The sequence below is a fragment of the [Lactobacillus] rogosae genome (assembly GCA_900112995.1).
Classification (GTDB): Bacteria; Bacillota; Clostridia; order Lachnospirales; family Lachnospiraceae; genus Lachnospira; species Lachnospira rogosae.
The window spans coordinates 39,677-56,930 of the sequence record FONU01000022.1; the positions used below are offsets into that span (position 1 = coordinate 39,677).

Below are 17,254 nucleotides of genomic sequence, written 5' to 3' on the forward strand. Positions count from 1 at the left end.
GTGAAATATGCACCTAGAGATAAAGAAAGGTAGATGATCTTATGATGAAAAAGTTACACCAACAGAATCTTATTATCATATGGTGTTCGGTAGTGGCATTAAGTCTTGTATCTGTATTCGGATATGGGATGACAGCAATGGCACTTAAAGGAAGTATGATAGTTATTGTGTCAGGAATTATTTCAACCATCGGGTATTTCCTCCCAATATCAGATTCCAGAAAAGCATTAATATTAGCACTGCCACCAGCAATAGGAACTTTGTTCTATTCGTGGGTATCAGGAGGAAATTCTATACCTTACATAGCAAATTTCGTATTACTTGCAATGACTGCAACATATTTTATTGAGAAAGTAATAATTTCGTTTGCAGTTCCATTTACAATTATTTCGGTTATATTCGGTATTGTTAGTCCACAGACTATAGCAGGTATTGAATATACTGTTGCAGGAGTTGTATCAAGAATTCTATTGTTTGGAATAACTGCGTTGATACTTTATTTTGCAACTAAGAGAGGTGCTTCAGTTGTAAAAAGTACGGAAGAAGCACTTTATATTGTACAGCAGAATGCAAAGCTGGCTAATGACATAGCAGATGACCTTAGTGCTACGATTAACACAAGCAAGATCGCAGTTAATGAACTGGCAGACGGAAGCAGTAATGTTAATCAGGCGGCAAGACAGATGCAGCAGATAGTTGAAGAAGCTGCAAAGTCAACAGTAAATGTTATGGAAAAGGTTAATGCGGCAACAGAGGAAGTTGGAAATAATTATGAACTGGCTGGACAGCTTGATAATGGCTTTAACAATGTTAAAGAAGCTGTAGAAAAAGGTAATGAGGCTGTTGAAGAAGCTAAGAGTACGATTGCTTCTGTTAAGAGTACAGTAGGAGCAGCACATAAGACTACAAGTGAGCTTCTTACACAGATGAAGAAGATTACAGACATTCTTGGTGAGATTAATTCAATTGCGGCACAGACTAATCTGTTATCACTCAATGCGTCTATTGAAGCGGCAAGAGCAGGTGAACACGGAAAAGGTTTTGCTGTTGTTGCGGATGAAATCCGTGCATTATCAGAAGAGAGTGCAAAGTCCGCTGGAAATATACAGAATATACTAAAGTGGCTTACTGATACTACCAGACAGGTTGATGATGAGATTACACAAGGTACCAATGCGGCGGCGGAGAGTGTTGATACTATTGATGGACTTCTTGAATACTTTAAGAATATTAATAATGCCACAGAGCAGGCAAGTGATATTGTCAAAGAAGAGTATAGCATTATTGATAATATAAAGCAGAGCTTTGGAACTATACAGGAAGAAATGCAGACTTTGGTTGCAACATCAGAGGAGAATTCAGCAACAATCGAAGATATATCACAGACTATTGTTGCACAGAATAATTCGATTGGTAATATTCTTAGTGATATTGAGAATATTTCAGAAGTATCAGAAAAACTTCAGAAGCATTTTGAAATATAATATTGGGGTAACTTAATAAGGGAATTGTATTGAATTAATATAAATAGGGCTGCGACAACCCTGTTGAATAAAAGGCGTTTTATAGTACTGTGTAAGTGACAGCTATAAAACGCCTTGTCGATTATTATAATAAATGTATTACAAATTATTGCCGGATATATACAGTGTTGTATGAATATAATTATATTTATTTAACTACAGGAAGTCCTGCGTAATCAAGGAATTTCTGTAATTCGATATCCCAGAATTTCCATTCGTGTCCAAGTCCTTCAAGTTCATCATAGGTGTAATTGTAGAAATCATTATGTTCAAGGAAATAATCTCTTACAATATGGTTCATGTCAAGCCAGGGATCAAGACTTCCACAGGCGTGATATATATCAGGGGCAAGTGCCTTCTTATTATCAGTTATAAGCTTATCCGCAAGATATGTAAGGCAGTAATCTGTATTGTGGATATCTTTGTCACCGAATAATAATATGCGGTTTTTGGCTTTAGTACTGTTATCATTAACAAATACAGAATCGGCTTTATCACCAGCAGAAAAAGCACCAACCTTTGAGAAAGTTGAAGGATATTTGAGGGCTGAATGTAAACAGCCATAGCCTCCGTTGGAAAATCCAGACACATAATTATATTTTCTGTCATCAGAGATACACGCAAACATATTATGTATAGTAGATGGCAGTTCTTTGGCAACAAAGCTTTCGTACCTGTCGCCTATATTCATATTGACAAAGCAGGATTCAAATACTTCTGGCAGAACAGCCGCAAAATGGCGTTCGTTAACAGTATCCACCAAAGAAGTGTGATAGAGCCATTCCGTATGGTCACCACTTCCGCCGTGGTAAAGCCATACGCAGGGAAGCTTTTCATCATCGTTAATCTTATCAGGAAGAACGACAGTTACATCAATAGTTCTCCTTAACATCATAGAGAATAAGTTAATATTAATTACCGACATAATGACCTCCATTCTGCACCTTTTACATTGTATATATAATCAATTGTATTTTTAATACATCTGTCCCAGTATTCCCAGTTGTGACCACCATCTGTTTCGTAATAAGACGTGTTAATTCCGGCGGCTGAAAGAGCATTATTAAATTCACAGCTCATATGTATTCTTGGGTCCTGCAATCCGCAGGTTATTACAAATTTGGTATCGTTATATTGAGTGTCAGAAGCCTTAAGCTTTTCGTTCTCCTTAGCATAGGCGTCAATAAGGCTGTATAAATCCAGCTTGTTATTGATAAGGTCATCACGGCTTCCGAATACAGGGAACATATCAATTCCCTGAGGATTATCGTAGCGTTCAAGTATATTAAGAAGACCTGAATATGAAAATGCGGTGTTATACATAGAAGGATTATTAAGTGCTGCATAAAATGCACCATATCCGCCCATTGACATACCGGCAATATAGCGGTCTTTAGGGTCGCGGCTTATGTTAAACCACTGTTCACACTGTGTTATAAGTTCCTTTACAGCATAAGTATAATAGTCCTTGCCGTGAATATTATTGATATAGAAACGGTTATTGCCAGATGGCATAACTACAGCAATATCAGTAGTATTTACATAATCTGCAATACGGGTGTTAAGTACCCAGCTTGAGTGGTCACCGCCTGCACCATGCAAAAGATACAGGACTTTATAATTCCCTCTTCCCTGAGGTATAAGGACATCAAGCATAATAGGCATATTGAGGGCAGAAGATTTGTAATTAATAGTTAAGTGAGCCATAATAATCTCCATTTCTGTGCATATTTTTGCACATATAAAGTTTGTGGCTGTGCACGTTTTTTGTGATAACAATTTTATGTCATATGTGCACAGGCACTAATCTTAAGGGTTAAAATATATTTTTACGCTGATAAGTAGCAGTCATTAATTATTCTTTAAAGTACTCAGCATAATTATCTTTTATAGAATTAATATTCTCAGTATATCTGTTTAAGTGACGTTTAGATATTTCACGGGCTTTATCAGTCTCCCTGTTCTCAATGGCAGCCACAAGTTCCTCATGGTCTGATAAAATATGGCCAACAGATATACATCTGAAACTAAGAATAGTAGTTCTGTCAAAATGTGGTGAGATATTATTCACTAATTCATACCAGTAATTCTTATTGCACATTTTATATAATGATTTGTGGAATTCTTTATCAAGCTGGAATATCTTTTCTTCGTCATTACGTTTCATATACATCTGCCATAAAGCGACATTTTCCCAGAGCATATTAATCTGCTCTTTGTTAAGAGTAGTACAGGCAAGAGCTGCAAGCTCAGCTTCCAGCACGCTTCTTAATTCCCTTACTTCCTCGACAATATTGGCATCAATCAATGATACATAAGCACCAATCTTAGGCTTGATTTCAATAAGACGTGTCTGTGAAAGTTCAAGCTCTGCCTCACGTATAGGGTTCTTGCTGACATTAAGAAGTTCGCTTATCTCGTCAGAGTCAAGCTGCTGTCCCGGTGTAAGATTGATGTGGACAATGTTATATACAAGTTGTCTTACAACATAATCTTTAGCAGATTCTTTAGGGAGTCTTTCATCAATTTTAAACATAGATGTAATTCCTTTCTTAAATCGTGATATATCTAAACGTGTTAAATATACGCGTTGATTTATGAATAGAGTATAGCATATATATTTCAAGATATTAAGCATTTTTAGGTATAAAACCTGTTACAAATATGTATTTCTTATCTGGTGCCTTGCCGATAATTCTAACAGCTTTTGTTGATACTTTGTCTTTAATTGTGTTATTTATATTGCTATAATACTACTATTGGATTTATAATTAAATTATATTAGCAGGATTTTAACAGACTTTCAAGGTTGAATATTCATAATAAATATAATATATAAAAGTGTAAATAGCAGGGAAGGATACAGATGATATATACAGTTAAGGATATTGAAGAACCGGATTTTGGCTGTGAGGGTCTTATGGATGGACAGCAGGTTATTGATAAGGTTACACTTATAGATGAGAAGGGAAATCTTCTATATATAGAAGCGGCAGATATGTATCTTTATGATAAGGGTATAGATGTCGGCGATAAAGTAATTATACAGGACAATCTGTTAGTTAAGGCTGGGCAGGAATAATAAAATAATACATAGAAAAGAGGAATATTATGGTTAAGGTTACATTAGGAAGTACAGGAATAACAGTTAATAAAAATGGATTTGGCGCACTGCCAATCCAGAGAATTAGCAGCGAGGCATCTGCCCATTTGTTAAGAAAGGCATATGAGGCGGGGATAGATTTTTATGATACAGCAAGATTTTATACAGACAGCGAAGAAAAGATTGGTGAAGCTTTGTCAGATGTAAGAGATAATATTTACATTGCAACAAAGACAGCGGCACAGAATTCAGAGGATTTCTGGAAGGACCTTGCAACAAGCCTTAATAATTTAAAGACAGATTATATTGATATTTACCAGTTCCACAATCCATCATTCTGTCCAAAGCCGGGTGATGGAACAGGACTTTATGAAGCTATGCTTGAGGCAAAAGCACAGGGAAAGATAAGACATATAGGAATTACTAACCACAGGCTTAATGTTGCTATGGAGGCACTTGAGTCAGGACTTTATGAAACATTGCAGTTTCCATTTAACTATCTTGCAACAGATAAAGAACATAAGCTTGTTGAAGTCTGTCGTGAGAAAAATATCGGATTTATAGCAATGAAAGCACTTTCTGGAGGACTGATAACTAATTCCAAGGTTGCATATGCTTATCAGGCACAATACGATAATGTTCTTCCAATATGGGGTGTCCAGAGGGAAACAGAATTAGATGAGTTCATAAGTTACATAGATAACCCTCCAGTTCTTGATGAAGAGATTAAAGCGGTAATTGAAAATGATAAGAAAGAGCTTGCTGGCAACTTTTGCAGGGGATGTGGATATTGTATGCCAACGTGTCCAGCACATATAGAGATTAACAATTGTGCAAGAATGTCACTGCTTCTTAGACGTTCACCATCAGAGCTTCAGCTTACTAAGGAAGTACAGGCTAAGATGAAGAAGATAGAAGATTGTATACATTGTGGAGCGTGCAGTGCACATTGTCCATACGGACTTGATACACCTAAGCTGCTGGAGGATAATTATAAGGATTATAAGGAAGTGCTGGCAGGAAAGCCATTATAATAAGAGTAAAAGAAGACGAAAGAGAAGAACTTAAGAAAATGCTGTGTTACTAAATAGTAAACGAATTTAATCAATAAAAATAAAGTAAAGCAAATAAAAACAAGGAAAGAGGCTGTCATATCAGATATTGTTCATATAATATATAAACTGTAAGTAATAACTAACAGATATATTGTATGGATTATGCCTGATATGACAGCCTCTTTTCTTGTATGTCCGCTATCAGTAAGTATACTCGTGGTGAGGACAATAATAAAATGACTGTAACTGGCTCTTATTATTGTAAGTAACAGTATAGCAGTCAGCAGGTGCATTGTTGTAAGCTTCAAAAGCAATCTTCATATTCATTGTCTGGCTATGAGGCTTTTCACCGCTTTTATGTTCAGCACTTGTATTATCGCGTCCTATACCTTTAAGATTACTGATGGTCTGGACAGGGTACACTTTTGAATTGCTAATAACTCCATTTACTGCAATAATCCCTCCTTGGACCTTATTTCAAAATGTTACTTTTATATTATATATCGACAAAATATGACAGATTATAACATACAAATATAAAAAGATGTTCATACTTCTATTAAATTTTTTTAAAATTTTTAAAATTTATATTTTCTTTTGATATATTTTATTGACAGATTAAAGCTTAGCATTTATACTTGAAATAGTTTCCTAACGAACTAAATACTGCATAATATTTTAAGGAAGGTTAACAATGGATGCCTATGATTTAATTACATCAGGGTTGCAGCTTAGAAAGCTTCTTGCTAAAAGGGTTGAACCTATTATGGAAGAATATGGATTAAGACCAGTTGAACTGGATATTCTTGAATTCATCACCAAAGAGAATATCGACACAGCTAAAGAGATTATACACAGAATACATTTATCAAAGTCGCATATTTCTAAGTCGTTGGAACATTTATTAGAAAAGGGGCTTATTAATATGAAAGAAGACGAAGATGACCGCAGGGTAATGAGAATTACGCTGACAGAGGCTTCTTATAAGGTCATAGATAAAGTTAATGTTGCATATGAACAGTGCAGGCAGATACTTACGGAGGGGGTTTCAGAAGAGGAGTTGCAGGTATTTAGAAGAGTCATAAGACAGATGAATGACAATGTTAATGGTGAACTTGAGTAACTAAAGTTGTATATGTGCTGGACGTAGCACAGGTTTATGTTAGTTTGATAGGAAAGGAAGGCATATGATGGAAAGGTGGAACAAAACTATGGAGAATATTAATGATTATTCAAAGAAACAGGCTGATATGTGCATTGATAATGACCGCATTCCAAAGGCTTTATATGCAGATTACGGAGTTAAGAAGGGTCTTAGAGATGAAAATGGACAGGGAGTTCTTACAGGACTTACTAATATATCAAGTGTAAGGGCATTTGATGTAATAGACGGAGAGAAAGTACCTTGTGATGGAGAACTTTTATATAGGGGTTATGATGTAACTAAACTTGTAAAAGGTGCTGGCGATAAGAGATTTATATTTGAGGAAAGTGCATATCTTTTATTATTTGGTGAACTGCCAGATGCCACACAGCTTGAAGAATTCAGACATATAATTGCTAACTGTATGGAGCTTCCGACTAACTTTACAAGAGATGTAATTATGAAAGCACCTTCAGCTGATATTATGAACTCAATGACAAGAAGTATTCTTACACTTGCATCTTACGATGACAGGAAAGATGATCTTAGCATAGAAAATGTATTAAGACAGAGCATACAGCTTATAAGTACATTTCCAATGCTTGCTGTATATGGTTACCACGCATACAATCATTATGAGAGAGATGATAGTATGTATATCCACAGACCAGATAAGGAATTATCACTTGCTGAGAATTTTTTAAGAATGTTAAGACCAGATATGAAATATACACCACTGGAAACACATGTACTTGATATTGCACTGCTTCTTCATATGGAACATGGTGGTGGTAATAATTCATCATTTACAACAAGAGTTGTTACTTCCTCAGGTTCAGATACATACTCAGCAATTGCAGCAGCTATGTCATCACTTAAGGGAAGAAAGCATGGTGGTGCTAATCTTATGGTTATGAATATGATGGAAGATATAAGGGCACATATTAAGGATTATCACGATGAAGAGGAAATAGAGCATTATCTTGATAAAATTCTTAATAAAGAAGCATTTGATAAGAAAGGTCTTATATATGGTATGGGTCATGCTGTATATTCGTTATCAGACCCAAGAGAAAGAGTGTTCAAGGGATTTGTTGAGCAGCTTGCTAATGCAAAGGGAAGAGCTGAGGATATGGCATTGTACAATAATATAGAGAGGATTGCACCAATGCTTATTGCCAAGGAGAGAAAGATATTCAAGGGTGTAAGTCCTAATGTTGATTTCTATAGTGGATTTGTATACGATATGCTGGATATACCAAAGGAACTCTATACACCGCTTTTTGCAATAGCAAGAATTGTTGGCTGGAGTGCACACAGAATAGAAGAACTTGTTACAACTGACAAGATTATCCGTCCAGCATATAAGAGCCTTGTTACTAAGAGGGAATATGTTGACAGAAGCCACAGGGATTAATCATTATCAGCAGCACTTTGGTAATTATTAATAGCAGATAATAATATTGATAGTATAAGTCAGTATATGAAATTGCAATATTAAATAAAAATATCAGATAAAAGGAGGTTTTAAATATGCCAAAGGAACGAGAAGATAAACAGTTTAAGTCTTCTAGCGGAATATGTAATATCCACGCGGTTATATGGTATCCGGACAGTGACGTGTATAAGAAGCCTGTAGGTGTAATACAGATTGCACACGGAATGATAGACCATATTGAAAGGTTTGAAGAGATGGCAGAATACTTTACAGGCAAAGGCTTTGTAGTTGCAGGTAATGATCATTTAGGACACGGAGATTCAGTTAATAGTGATGAAGATCTGGGATATTTTGCCAAGGGTAATCATGGTGCAGACTTTTTAATTAAAGATATGCACAGGCTTACACTTATAATGAAGAAGAATTATCCAGACCTTCCATATGTTCTTATCGGTCATAGTATGGGTTCATATATGTCAAGAAAATATGCCAGCATATATGGAGATGAGCTTGACGGAGTTATATTCTTAGGAACAGGCAACCAGCCTAAGGCAGTTGTTGACAGCGGCCTTAAGCTTGCACATATTGCGAAGCTTGTAAGGGGAGAAAGATATAGAAGTGAACTCCTCAATACGATTATGTTCGGTGCATATAATAAGAGAATTAAGGACAACAGGACAGCTAACGACTGGCTTACTAAGGATACTAAGATAGTTGATGAGTACCTAAGCGACCCTAAGTGTTCTTATAAGTTCACAGCCAATGCGTATATAGGATTTTTAAATGTTATTAAATATGATATTGATAAGAAGAATATAGCAAAGACACCGGATAAGCTTCCTGTATTATTTGCATCAGGACTTGAAGACCCGGTAGGAGATTATGGTAAGGGTGTAAAGAAGGCATTTAAAATGTATACTAAATATGTGGATAATGTTGAACTTTATCTTTATGAAGATGACAGACACGAACTTCACAGTGAAACAGACCGTGAGGATATATTCAGCGATTTATATAAATGGATTGAAGAAAATGTGTAATTGAATAGCTGTTTAATTGTATATAATATAATGAGTGCATTACAGTATTAAAATCATATTATATAGTAATGAAAGCCATATCACATAGTAATAAGAGAACACAATATAATGATTGGAACTATATTGAAAGATATTAAAGCTACATTTTGGAGTATTAACTCTACATTTTGTTGACAAACAGGTTGCAGAGGGGTACAATACAACAAATTGTAGCTTTTTGCTTTATATCTTATTCTATAAAGCAGACAGTGATTGGAGATGATAATATTATGAAGGCTGACAGAACTATATATTATAGTTCATACACAGATGATGTTGTTAAAAGCCACAATCAGAGTTTTAAGTTAAAGACTAATTACGAATGGATAAATAACAGCTTATTATTTAAAATGGCTTCAATGGTTATATATGTATTGGCAATAGTTATAGGTTACATATGCTGTAAGTTATTTTTTAATATAAGCTACAAGAATAGAAAGCTTTTAAAGAAGTGTAAGAAAGATGGCTATTTTGTATATGCCAATCACACACAGCCTGTAGGAGATGTTGTAATACCAGCACTTGCGTGTGTAGGAAAGAGAGTATATGTAATAGTAAGCCAGGCCAATTATGGAATACCCGTTATAGGTAAGATACTCCCAGAGCTTGGTGCACTTCCTGTTCCGGATTCCATAAGCCAGTATAAGAAGTTTACAGAAGCGTATAAGAAGCACATTGAGCAGGGTCATCCTGTTATTATATATCCTGAGGCACACGTCTGGCCGTATTATACACAGATAAGACCATTTGAGAAGACGTCATTCCGTTTTCCAGCGGAGCTTAATAAACCGGTGTATGTGATGACGACAACATATACGCATAGACATTTTCTTAAGAACATTATAAAAAGACCAAAGGTCAATGTGTATATTGATGGACCGTTTTATCCAGACACAGGTGCAGGAATAAAGGATAACCAGAAGATGCTTCACGATAGGGTATATGAAGTTATGAAGTCGCGAAGTCATCTTAGCGATTATGAATATATAAGATATGAAAGAAAGAATGTTATGTAATAGCATTGCAGGATTACAGATATGAATATATTGTTTTGTGGAGATAAGAATATACAGAATGGGCTTCTTATAGCGGTTATATCATTATTGGAACACACCAAAGAAGACCTTGATGTATATGTATTAACGCTTGATATGTCTGTTAATGATAAGCATTATGAGCCGATAGATGGCAGACTTTCTGACTATTGTAATACAGAATTATCGAAGAAATATGATAACAGACTTCGTATTAAATTTATTGATACGTCCGGTTTATTCAATAAAGAAGTGCCTCTTGCCAATATGTCGACAAGATTTACGCCATGCTGTATGTTAAGATTATTTGCAGATGAGATAGCAGAGCTTCCAGACAGGCTGTTGTATCTTGATACTGATATAATATGCAGAAAAGATTTTACAGAATTTTATTATCAGAATATGGAAAATGTAGAGATAGCTGGAGTTCTTGATTATTACGGAAGCTGGTTTTTTAGAAAGAACATTTTTAAAAGAGATTATCTTAACTCGGGAGTGCTTCTTATGAATATGGTACAGTTAAAGAAGACGGGGCTTTTAAAGAAATGCCGTGAAATGTGTACTTCAAAGCAGATGTTTATGCCAGACCAGTCGGCACTTAACAAGTTATCGGTTAATAAGAAGATATGTGAAAGAAAATATAACGACCAGAGAAGACTTCACAGTGATACAGTATTCCAGCATTTTACAACACATTTTAAGTTCTTTCCTTATGTCAGGACAGAAACAGTGAAGCCGTGGCAGACAGAAGAAGTATTTGAGGCGCTTAAAATACCAAGAGAAGAATACGAGGTATTGTTTAATAAATACAAAAATGCTTTGGCAGAGCTTGGCAGCTATGAAATATAATTATTATTTATGAGTATTTGTACAGATTAATGAAATTAAAATATGTAAATAAAAATATTAAAATAATTAAAATAATAAAGATAATTGGAATGGAGAATTAATATGATTAACAAGAATGAGATAATACCAATATTTTTTACAATTGATGATGCATATGCACCATATCTGCATGTTGCATTAATATCACTTATTGAAAATGCTTCAAAGGACAGAAACTACAAGATAATAGTAGTTTACCAGGAGCTTAATGAGGAGAATAGAAATAATCTTGCTGAACTGGTTAAGGATCATCCTAATTTTGAGATGGAATTTAAGTATATGAAGCAGAGCCTTGATATGATAACAGACAGAATTGAGAACAGACTTCGTTCAGATTATTTCACAATGACAATATATTTCAGAATATTTATTCCAGATATGTATCCGGAATATGATAAGGCTATATATATAGACAGTGATATAGTTGTTCCTGGCGATATATCAGAGCTTTATGATACAGATATGCACGGCAATCTTATAGGAGTGTGCAAAGATAGTTCAGTTAATGATGCTCCTGAATTGCAAAGATATATGACAGAATCACTTGGTTTAAAGCTTGGTGATTACTTTAATTCAGGTATGCTTCTTATGAATATGAAGGCTTTAAGAGAGGTTAATCTTGCAGAGCATTTCTTATATCTTCTTAATAAATACCATTTTGACTGTATCGCACCAGATCAGGATTATCTTAATTCTATGTGTTATGGTAAGATAGAATATCTTGAATCCTGCTGGGATGCAATGCCTAACAGAAATAAGCCTGAGAATCCATCACCTAAGATAATTCATTATAATTTATTTGATAAGCCTTGGTGCTATGATGGAATTCAGTACGAGAGTTATTTCTGGGATTATGCTAAACGTTCTGTTTATTATGAAGACATTGTTAAGAGCAAAGAGAATTATTCAGATGAACAGAAGGCAGAGGATAAAGAGCATATGGCTGATCTTTTCAGAAGAGCAGGAGCTAATGCAGATACAGAAGTAACATTTAGAAAAGTGCTTGAAAGTGGAGAAAAGATAAGATTATGATAATAGGTGGAAGCAAGAAGGAAGTTGTTGCTAATATTAAAAATGCGGCAGATAACGGAAGGTTTAATGACAAAGTAGAAATCGGCGATCCGGAACTTGACAGTACAAGAAGAAAAAAGCTTCTTGGCAAATATGTAAAACAGCGTAATGAAATTCCATATCATTACAGGAACTGGCTTGCAAGAAGAATTGTTGATTTTATAACTTTTGGCGTTAATGCTAATACAAAGGTTGTAGGTGCAGAGAAGATTAAACATATTAAATCAGGAGCTATTATAACAAGTAATCATTTTAATCCTGTTGATACAACGATTATAAGATATGGAATTAAGAAGGCAAGAAGATACAGAATGTTTATCGTAAGTCAGGATACTAACTTTGCAATGAAAGGTTTTCTTGGTTTTCTTATGAGATATGCAGATGAAATTCCAGTCAGCAAAGATAAGGATTATATGGAAAGACATTTTTATAGAACACTTAATAACCTTCTTGTTAATAAGAAAGAGTATATTCTTATATATCCAGAGCAGGAAATGTGGTTTAATTACAGAAAGCCTCGTCCACCAAAGAGGGGGGCATACTTTTATGCAGCCAAGTTTAATGTTCCGATTATATCGTGCTTTGTTGAGATGAAAGATATGGATAAGGATGATACAGAGGAATTTAAAAGAGTTAAGTATGTTCTTCACATATTAGACCCTATATATCCAGACCCGGAAAAGAATGAGCGTGATAACAGCTTTGATATGATGAAAAAAGATTATGAGCAGAAGAAAGCAGCTTATGAGCAAATATATAAAAGGCCTCTTGATTATGCTTTTAGTGACAGTGATATCGCGGGCTGGAAAGGGACAACAGAATAGCAGAGGCAATTTTGTACTGTGACTTTAATAGTCCTTGTACAGGAAAATAACAGAAAAAAGAATATTAAAAGTAAAGTGTGTATCTTACAGGCAGCTATAATTGGGTAGTTATCTGACGGATACACATTTTTTGTGTAATAGTGAATTCTGATAGAATTCATTTTAAAATTAAAATGCCTTAAATGAGAAAAATTATCCTTGCAAAATACCCACAGGGGGTATATATTATAGATGATGATATTAACACAGTAATATAGCAGGCGAAAGGAGTGGTTGAATGGCAGAAGATAAACAATGCTGTTGTGGCAGCAAGATGAAAGAAAGAAGTGATTCAGAGAAGAAGCTTCTTCTTAACAGATTAAAAAGGATAGAAGGCCAGATAAGAGGAATATACGGTATGGTTGAGAATGATGCCTACTGTATAGATATTCTTAATCAGGCACTTGCCGCTAACGCGGCGCTTACTGCATTTGATAAAGCATTACTTTCTAATCATATTAAGACCTGCGTAGTTGATGACATAAAGAATGGTGATGATGAGGTAGTTGATGAACTTATTATGACAATGCAGAAGTTTATGAAGTAAGAAAAGAGGTATATATGGGAACAGCGATAATAATTGTAGTATTAGTTATTATAGTAATATTTGCAGTAAAAAGCGGCATAAAGCACGGCAAAGGAGAAGGCGGCTGCTGTGGCAGCGGTGGAACAATGAAAGAGGACAAGAAAGTGCTTGCAGGTGACATAATTGCAACTAAGCTTGTAACAATTGAGGGTATGCACTGCGATAACTGCAAGAACAGCATAGAACATCAGATTAACAGAATAGATGGAGCGGCCTGTGAAGTTAATTTAAAGAAAAAGACAGCTGCAATACAGCTTGATAAGCCTGTTGATGATGATTTAATAAGAAGAACTATAGAAAGATTAGATTTTAAGGTAGTAGATATTAAGACAATATAATTAATGTGCTTAACAGATTAAGGGAGGAGATGATACATTTTGAAACAATACAATGTTACAGGGATGACCTGTGCCGCGTGTCAGGCAAGAGTTGAGAAAGCTGTATCCAAGGTTCCTGGTGTAACTAGCTGTTCAGTCAGTCTGCTCACTAATTCAATGGGCGTTGAGGGTGCAGCCGCAGACGAGCAGATAATAAAGGCAGTAACCGATGCAGGATATGGTGCAAGCATAAGAGGTTCAGAAAGTTCAGGTAGTAAAAGTGAAGGCAATCAAACAATAGCAGGACTTGAGGAATCGCTTAAAGATACAACAACACCTAAGCTTGCCAAAAGACTTGTGGCATCGCTTGTATTTCTGCTTATACTTATGTATTTCAGTATGGGACATATGATGTGGGGCTGGCCGCTTCCAGGTGTACTTGAGAATAACCATATAGCTATGGGACTTATACAGATGCTTCTTACAATAATAATTATGGTTATTAACCAGAGATTTTTTATAAGTGGTTTTAAAAGTATGCTTCACGGCTCACCTAATATGGATACGCTTGTAGCACTTGGCTCTGGTGCAGCATTTTTATACAGCACATATGCCTTATTTGCGATGACTGATGCACAGGTGCGTATGGATATGGATGGTGTAATGCATTATATGCACGAATTCTATTTTGAGTCAGCGGCAATGATTCTTACACTTATAACAATAGGTAAAATGCTTGAGGCCCATTCAAAAGGAAAGACAACAGATGCACTTAAAAGCCTTATGAAGCTTGCGGCGACAACAGCGACAGTAGTTATTGATGGTAATGAACAGGTTGTTCCGGTAGAACAGGTTCACAAAGGGGATACATTTGTTGTAAAACCAGGAGAGAATATTCCTGTTGATGGTGAGATTATAGAGGGTATGAGTGCGGTTAATGAGTCAGCCCTCACAGGAGAGAGTATCCCGGTCGATAAAAATGTCGGTGACAGTGTATCAGCGGCAACTCTTAACACATCAGGTTATATAAAATGTGTTGCAACAAGAGTAGGTGAGGATACAACTTTATCAAAAATTATACAGATGGTAAGTGATGCGGCGGCAACTAAAGCACCTATTGCAAAGATAGCAGATAAGGTATCAGGAGTATTTGTGCCTGTAGTAATAGGAATCGCAGCAGTTACTATTATAGTGTGGCTGTTAGCCGGACAGAGTGCTGGATTTGCACTTGCAAGAGGAATATCGGTGCTTGTTATAAGCTGTCCTTGTGCACTTGGACTAGCAACGCCAGTTGCTATTATGGTTGGTAATGGTGTTGGTGCTAAGAATGGTATAATGTTTAAGACAGCCATTTCACTTGAACAGACTGGTAAAATGCAGATTGCTGCCCTTGATAAGACAGGTACAATAACAGCTGGTGAACCGGTAGTTACTGATGTTGTAAGTGCAGATGGAATTACTGACGACAAGCTTATATCAATAGCGAAGCTGTTAGAGGCAAGAAGTGAGCATCCACTTGCTAAAGCTGTTGTGAATTACGATTATACAGCAAAGCAGAATGATTATTCAGATATTATATCAATAGATGTATCAAATGCAGTTGCAGGAAATGGGCTTGAAGCCAGTGCACAGTATATTAAAGCATTTGAGGCGGACAGTGCAGATATTTCTGATAAAATCAGCTTATACGGCGGTAATGCAGATTATATAAGCAAAAAGGCAACAATACCACAAGAATATATAAAAAAATCCTACGAGCTTTCAGGCGATGGAAAGACACCTATGTTCTTTGCAACAGATAAAGAATTCTTAGGAATTATCGCTGTTGCCGATACAATAAAAGAGGACAGTCCTAAAGCCATAAAGGAATTAAAGGATATGGGTCTTTATGTTGTAATGATAACAGGTGATAATGAAAGAAGTGCCAATGCGATAGGAAAGATAGCAGGTGTTAATGAGGTTATTGCAGGAGTTCTTCCGGACGGTAAGGAAAAGGAAATACAGCGTCTTAAGAAGTATGGCAAAGTAATAATGGTTGGTGATGGAATTAATGATGCACCAGCATTGACATCAGCAGATATAGGTATTGCGATTGGTGCAGGAACAGACGTGGCGATTGATGCAGCAGATGTTGTTATTATGAAGAACTGCTTAAGTGATGTTGCGGCGGCTATCAGGCTCAGCCACAGGACGATAAGAAATATCCACGAGAACCTGTTCTGGGCATTCATATACAATATAATAGGAATTCCACTTGCAGCAGGTGTGTGGATACATCTGACTGGCTGGGAGATGAATCCTATGTTTGGTGCGGCGGCGATGAGCCTTTCAAGCTTCTGTGTTGTGACTAATGCTTTAAGGCTTAATCTTGTAAAGATATATGACACAGCAAGAGATGAGGTATACAAAAAGAGAGCTGCCAGAAAGGGTCTTATTGTTAAGACAACAGACAATACTGATAATAGCCCTGTGAATAATATTACATCACAGGATATTAATAATAAAAGAAAAGAGGATAATAAAATGACAAAGACAATGAATATTGAAGGTATGATGTGTGGACACTGTGAGGCAAGAGTAAAGAAGGCATTAGAGTCAGTTGACGGTGTAAGCGGGGCAGTTGTAAGCCACGAGAAGAATGAGGCTGTCGTGACACTTGCAAAGGAAGTTGATGATGAGGTACTTAAGAAGGCTGTGGAGGAGCAGGATTATAAGGTGATAGCGATAAATTAATTGAGGTTGTGAGGATTAAGAACGGGAGGTTGTGAGTGAGGATTGGGGAAGCTTATAGTTACAACGAAGACACGTTTGCACTGAGTGTCGCTCGCAGCGGTACTAAGTCGCCAGCCAGGGCTGCCGACTAAGGACCGGCGGCTCCCCATCGTCTTCTTATGCAACTATAAGCTTCCTCAATCTGATTTACGTTCTTGAAGTGATTTGCTTAGGAATTAATTTATTGATGAGGGACACTAACAGGGGGAGAAGAGGGTATCAGGGATTTTGGTAGATATTGACTTTTCTGTTTTTGATTGGTTTCTTGAAGATTTTGGATAATAACTGACGCTCGCCCAGACTTATGTCTGGGCATTGCTGGTTGTTGGGGGAGTATATGTTGATTGGTGGGGGGGGGTGATGATTTTTTGGCTGGTATGT

Annotated in this window: 17 protein-coding genes; 13 read left to right on the forward strand and 4 right to left on the reverse strand. The window is 36.1% G+C overall.

What is annotated here, in order from left to right; all coding sequences use genetic code 11:
• Window positions 1-41 precede the first annotated feature (41 nt).
• Window positions 42-1,484, forward strand: coding sequence for a methyl-accepting chemotaxis protein (locus BM157_RS10265; protein WP_090140996.1), 1,443 nt, complete (start codon window positions 42-44; stop codon window positions 1,482-1,484).
• Window positions 1,485-1,671: 187 nt separating this feature from the next.
• On the opposite strand, the gene BM157_RS10270 is transcribed toward BM157_RS10265, so the two are convergent.
• From BM157_RS10270 to BM157_RS10280, 3 genes are all read right to left on the reverse strand, one after another.
• Window positions 1,672-2,448 (reverse strand): alpha/beta hydrolase, encoded by a 777-nt coding sequence (locus BM157_RS10270; protein ID WP_318255915.1) that lies wholly within the window; start codon window positions 2,446-2,448, stop codon window positions 1,672-1,674.
• Window positions 2,439-3,230: an alpha/beta hydrolase gene (locus BM157_RS10275; protein WP_318255916.1), complete on the reverse strand. Its 792-nt coding sequence runs from the start codon at window positions 3,228-3,230 to the stop codon at window positions 2,439-2,441. Before BM157_RS10275 ends, BM157_RS10270 begins: the two co-directional genes overlap by 10 nt.
• A gap of 148 nt (window positions 3,231-3,378) precedes the next feature.
• Window positions 3,379-4,059 (reverse strand): GntR family transcriptional regulator, encoded by a 681-nt coding sequence (locus BM157_RS10280; protein ID WP_022502566.1) that lies wholly within the window; start codon window positions 4,057-4,059, stop codon window positions 3,379-3,381.
• Between the two features lie 330 nt (window positions 4,060-4,389).
• Here BM157_RS10280 and BM157_RS10285 point away from each other — a divergent pair, with 330 nt between their 5' ends.
• Both BM157_RS10285 and BM157_RS10290 read left to right on the forward strand, forming a co-directional pair.
• Window positions 4,390-4,605 (forward strand): hypothetical protein, encoded by a 216-nt coding sequence (locus BM157_RS10285; protein WP_022502567.1) that lies wholly within the window; start codon window positions 4,390-4,392, stop codon window positions 4,603-4,605.
• A 29-nt stretch (window positions 4,606-4,634) separates the two neighbouring features.
• The gene (locus BM157_RS10290) at window positions 4,635-5,660 is read left to right on the forward strand and encodes an aldo/keto reductase (RefSeq protein WP_090141000.1); all 1,026 of its coding nucleotides are present in this window, start codon (window positions 4,635-4,637) and stop codon (window positions 5,658-5,660) included.
• 222 nt (window positions 5,661-5,882) lie between these two features.
• On the opposite strand, the gene BM157_RS10295 is transcribed toward BM157_RS10290, so the two are convergent.
• Window positions 5,883-6,104 carry a hypothetical protein gene (locus BM157_RS10295; protein ID WP_055174070.1) on the reverse strand — a complete coding sequence of 74 codons (222 nt, stop codon included), beginning with the start codon at window positions 6,102-6,104 and terminating at the stop codon, window positions 5,883-5,885.
• Between the two features lie 271 nt (window positions 6,105-6,375).
• Between BM157_RS10295 and BM157_RS10300 the strand changes: the two genes are divergently transcribed.
• The 10 genes from BM157_RS10300 (at window position 6,376) to BM157_RS10345 (ending at window position 16,834) form a co-directional block, all read left to right on the forward strand.
• The gene (locus BM157_RS10300) at window positions 6,376-6,804 is read left to right on the forward strand and encodes a MarR family winged helix-turn-helix transcriptional regulator (RefSeq protein WP_022502569.1); all 429 of its coding nucleotides are present in this window, start codon (window positions 6,376-6,378) and stop codon (window positions 6,802-6,804) included.
• Between the two features lie 88 nt (window positions 6,805-6,892).
• Window positions 6,893-8,242: a citrate/2-methylcitrate synthase gene (locus tag BM157_RS10305; RefSeq protein WP_090141011.1), complete on the forward strand. Its 1,350-nt coding sequence runs from the start codon at window positions 6,893-6,895 to the stop codon at window positions 8,240-8,242.
• A 116-nt stretch (window positions 8,243-8,358) separates the two neighbouring features.
• Window positions 8,359-9,303, forward strand: coding sequence for an alpha/beta hydrolase (locus BM157_RS10310; RefSeq protein WP_090141002.1), 945 nt, complete (start codon window positions 8,359-8,361; stop codon window positions 9,301-9,303).
• 269 nt (window positions 9,304-9,572) lie between these two features.
• Window positions 9,573-10,358 (forward strand): lysophospholipid acyltransferase family protein, encoded by a 786-nt coding sequence (locus tag BM157_RS10315; protein WP_055174071.1) that lies wholly within the window; start codon window positions 9,573-9,575, stop codon window positions 10,356-10,358.
• A 21-nt stretch (window positions 10,359-10,379) separates the two neighbouring features.
• Window positions 10,380-11,225: a glycosyltransferase gene (locus tag BM157_RS10320; RefSeq protein ID WP_090141004.1), complete on the forward strand. Its 846-nt coding sequence runs from the start codon at window positions 10,380-10,382 to the stop codon at window positions 11,223-11,225.
• Window positions 11,226-11,327: 102 nt separating this feature from the next.
• A complete protein-coding gene (locus BM157_RS10325) occupies window positions 11,328-12,296 on the forward strand; it encodes a glycosyltransferase family 8 protein (protein WP_090141006.1) in 969 nt (322 codons plus the stop codon).
• Window positions 12,293-13,159: a lysophospholipid acyltransferase family protein gene (locus BM157_RS10330; RefSeq protein ID WP_022502575.1), complete on the forward strand. Its 867-nt coding sequence runs from the start codon at window positions 12,293-12,295 to the stop codon at window positions 13,157-13,159. The genes BM157_RS10325 and BM157_RS10330 overlap by 4 nt, the downstream gene beginning before the upstream one ends.
• A gap of 277 nt (window positions 13,160-13,436) precedes the next feature.
• Window positions 13,437-13,745, forward strand: coding sequence for a metal-sensing transcriptional repressor (locus tag BM157_RS10335; RefSeq protein ID WP_022502576.1), 309 nt, complete (start codon window positions 13,437-13,439; stop codon window positions 13,743-13,745).
• A gap of 14 nt (window positions 13,746-13,759) precedes the next feature.
• Entirely contained in the window at window positions 13,760-14,122 is a 363-nt protein-coding gene (locus tag BM157_RS10340; RefSeq protein ID WP_022502577.1) for a heavy-metal-associated domain-containing protein, read from the forward strand.
• Between the two features lie 39 nt (window positions 14,123-14,161).
• The gene (locus BM157_RS10345; RefSeq protein ID WP_090141008.1) at window positions 14,162-16,834 is read left to right on the forward strand and encodes a heavy metal translocating P-type ATPase; all 2,673 of its coding nucleotides are present in this window, start codon (window positions 14,162-14,164) and stop codon (window positions 16,832-16,834) included.
• Window positions 16,835-17,254: the final 420 nt, after the last annotated feature.

Excerpts from the sequence above, each read along its gene's own strand:
- BM157_RS10265 (WP_090140996.1), top strand. The coding sequence starts at position 42 with ATGATGAAAAAGTTACACCAACAGAATCTTATTATCATATGGTGTTCG.
- BM157_RS10270 (WP_318255915.1), bottom strand. The coding sequence starts at position 2,448 with ATGTCGGTAATTAATATTAACTTATTCTCTATGATGTTAAGGAGAACT.
- BM157_RS10275 (WP_318255916.1), bottom strand. The coding sequence starts at position 3,230 with ATGGCTCACTTAACTATTAATTACAAATCTTCTGCCCTCAATATGCCT.
- BM157_RS10280 (WP_022502566.1), bottom strand. The coding sequence starts at position 4,059 with ATGTTTAAAATTGATGAAAGACTCCCTAAAGAATCTGCTAAAGATTAT.
- BM157_RS10285 (WP_022502567.1), top strand. The coding sequence starts at position 4,390 with ATGATATATACAGTTAAGGATATTGAAGAACCGGATTTTGGCTGTGAG.
- BM157_RS10290 (WP_090141000.1), top strand. The coding sequence starts at position 4,635 with ATGGTTAAGGTTACATTAGGAAGTACAGGAATAACAGTTAATAAAAAT.
- BM157_RS10300 (WP_022502569.1), top strand. The coding sequence starts at position 6,376 with ATGGATGCCTATGATTTAATTACATCAGGGTTGCAGCTTAGAAAGCTT.
- BM157_RS10305 (WP_090141011.1), top strand. The coding sequence starts at position 6,893 with ATGGAGAATATTAATGATTATTCAAAGAAACAGGCTGATATGTGCATT.
- BM157_RS10310 (WP_090141002.1), top strand. The coding sequence starts at position 8,359 with ATGCCAAAGGAACGAGAAGATAAACAGTTTAAGTCTTCTAGCGGAATA.
- BM157_RS10315 (WP_055174071.1), top strand. The coding sequence starts at position 9,573 with ATGAAGGCTGACAGAACTATATATTATAGTTCATACACAGATGATGTT.
- BM157_RS10320 (WP_090141004.1), top strand. The coding sequence starts at position 10,380 with ATGAATATATTGTTTTGTGGAGATAAGAATATACAGAATGGGCTTCTT.
- BM157_RS10325 (WP_090141006.1), top strand. The coding sequence starts at position 11,328 with ATGATTAACAAGAATGAGATAATACCAATATTTTTTACAATTGATGAT.
- BM157_RS10330 (WP_022502575.1), top strand. The coding sequence starts at position 12,293 with ATGATAATAGGTGGAAGCAAGAAGGAAGTTGTTGCTAATATTAAAAAT.
- BM157_RS10335 (WP_022502576.1), top strand. The coding sequence starts at position 13,437 with ATGGCAGAAGATAAACAATGCTGTTGTGGCAGCAAGATGAAAGAAAGA.
- BM157_RS10340 (WP_022502577.1), top strand. The coding sequence starts at position 13,760 with ATGGGAACAGCGATAATAATTGTAGTATTAGTTATTATAGTAATATTT.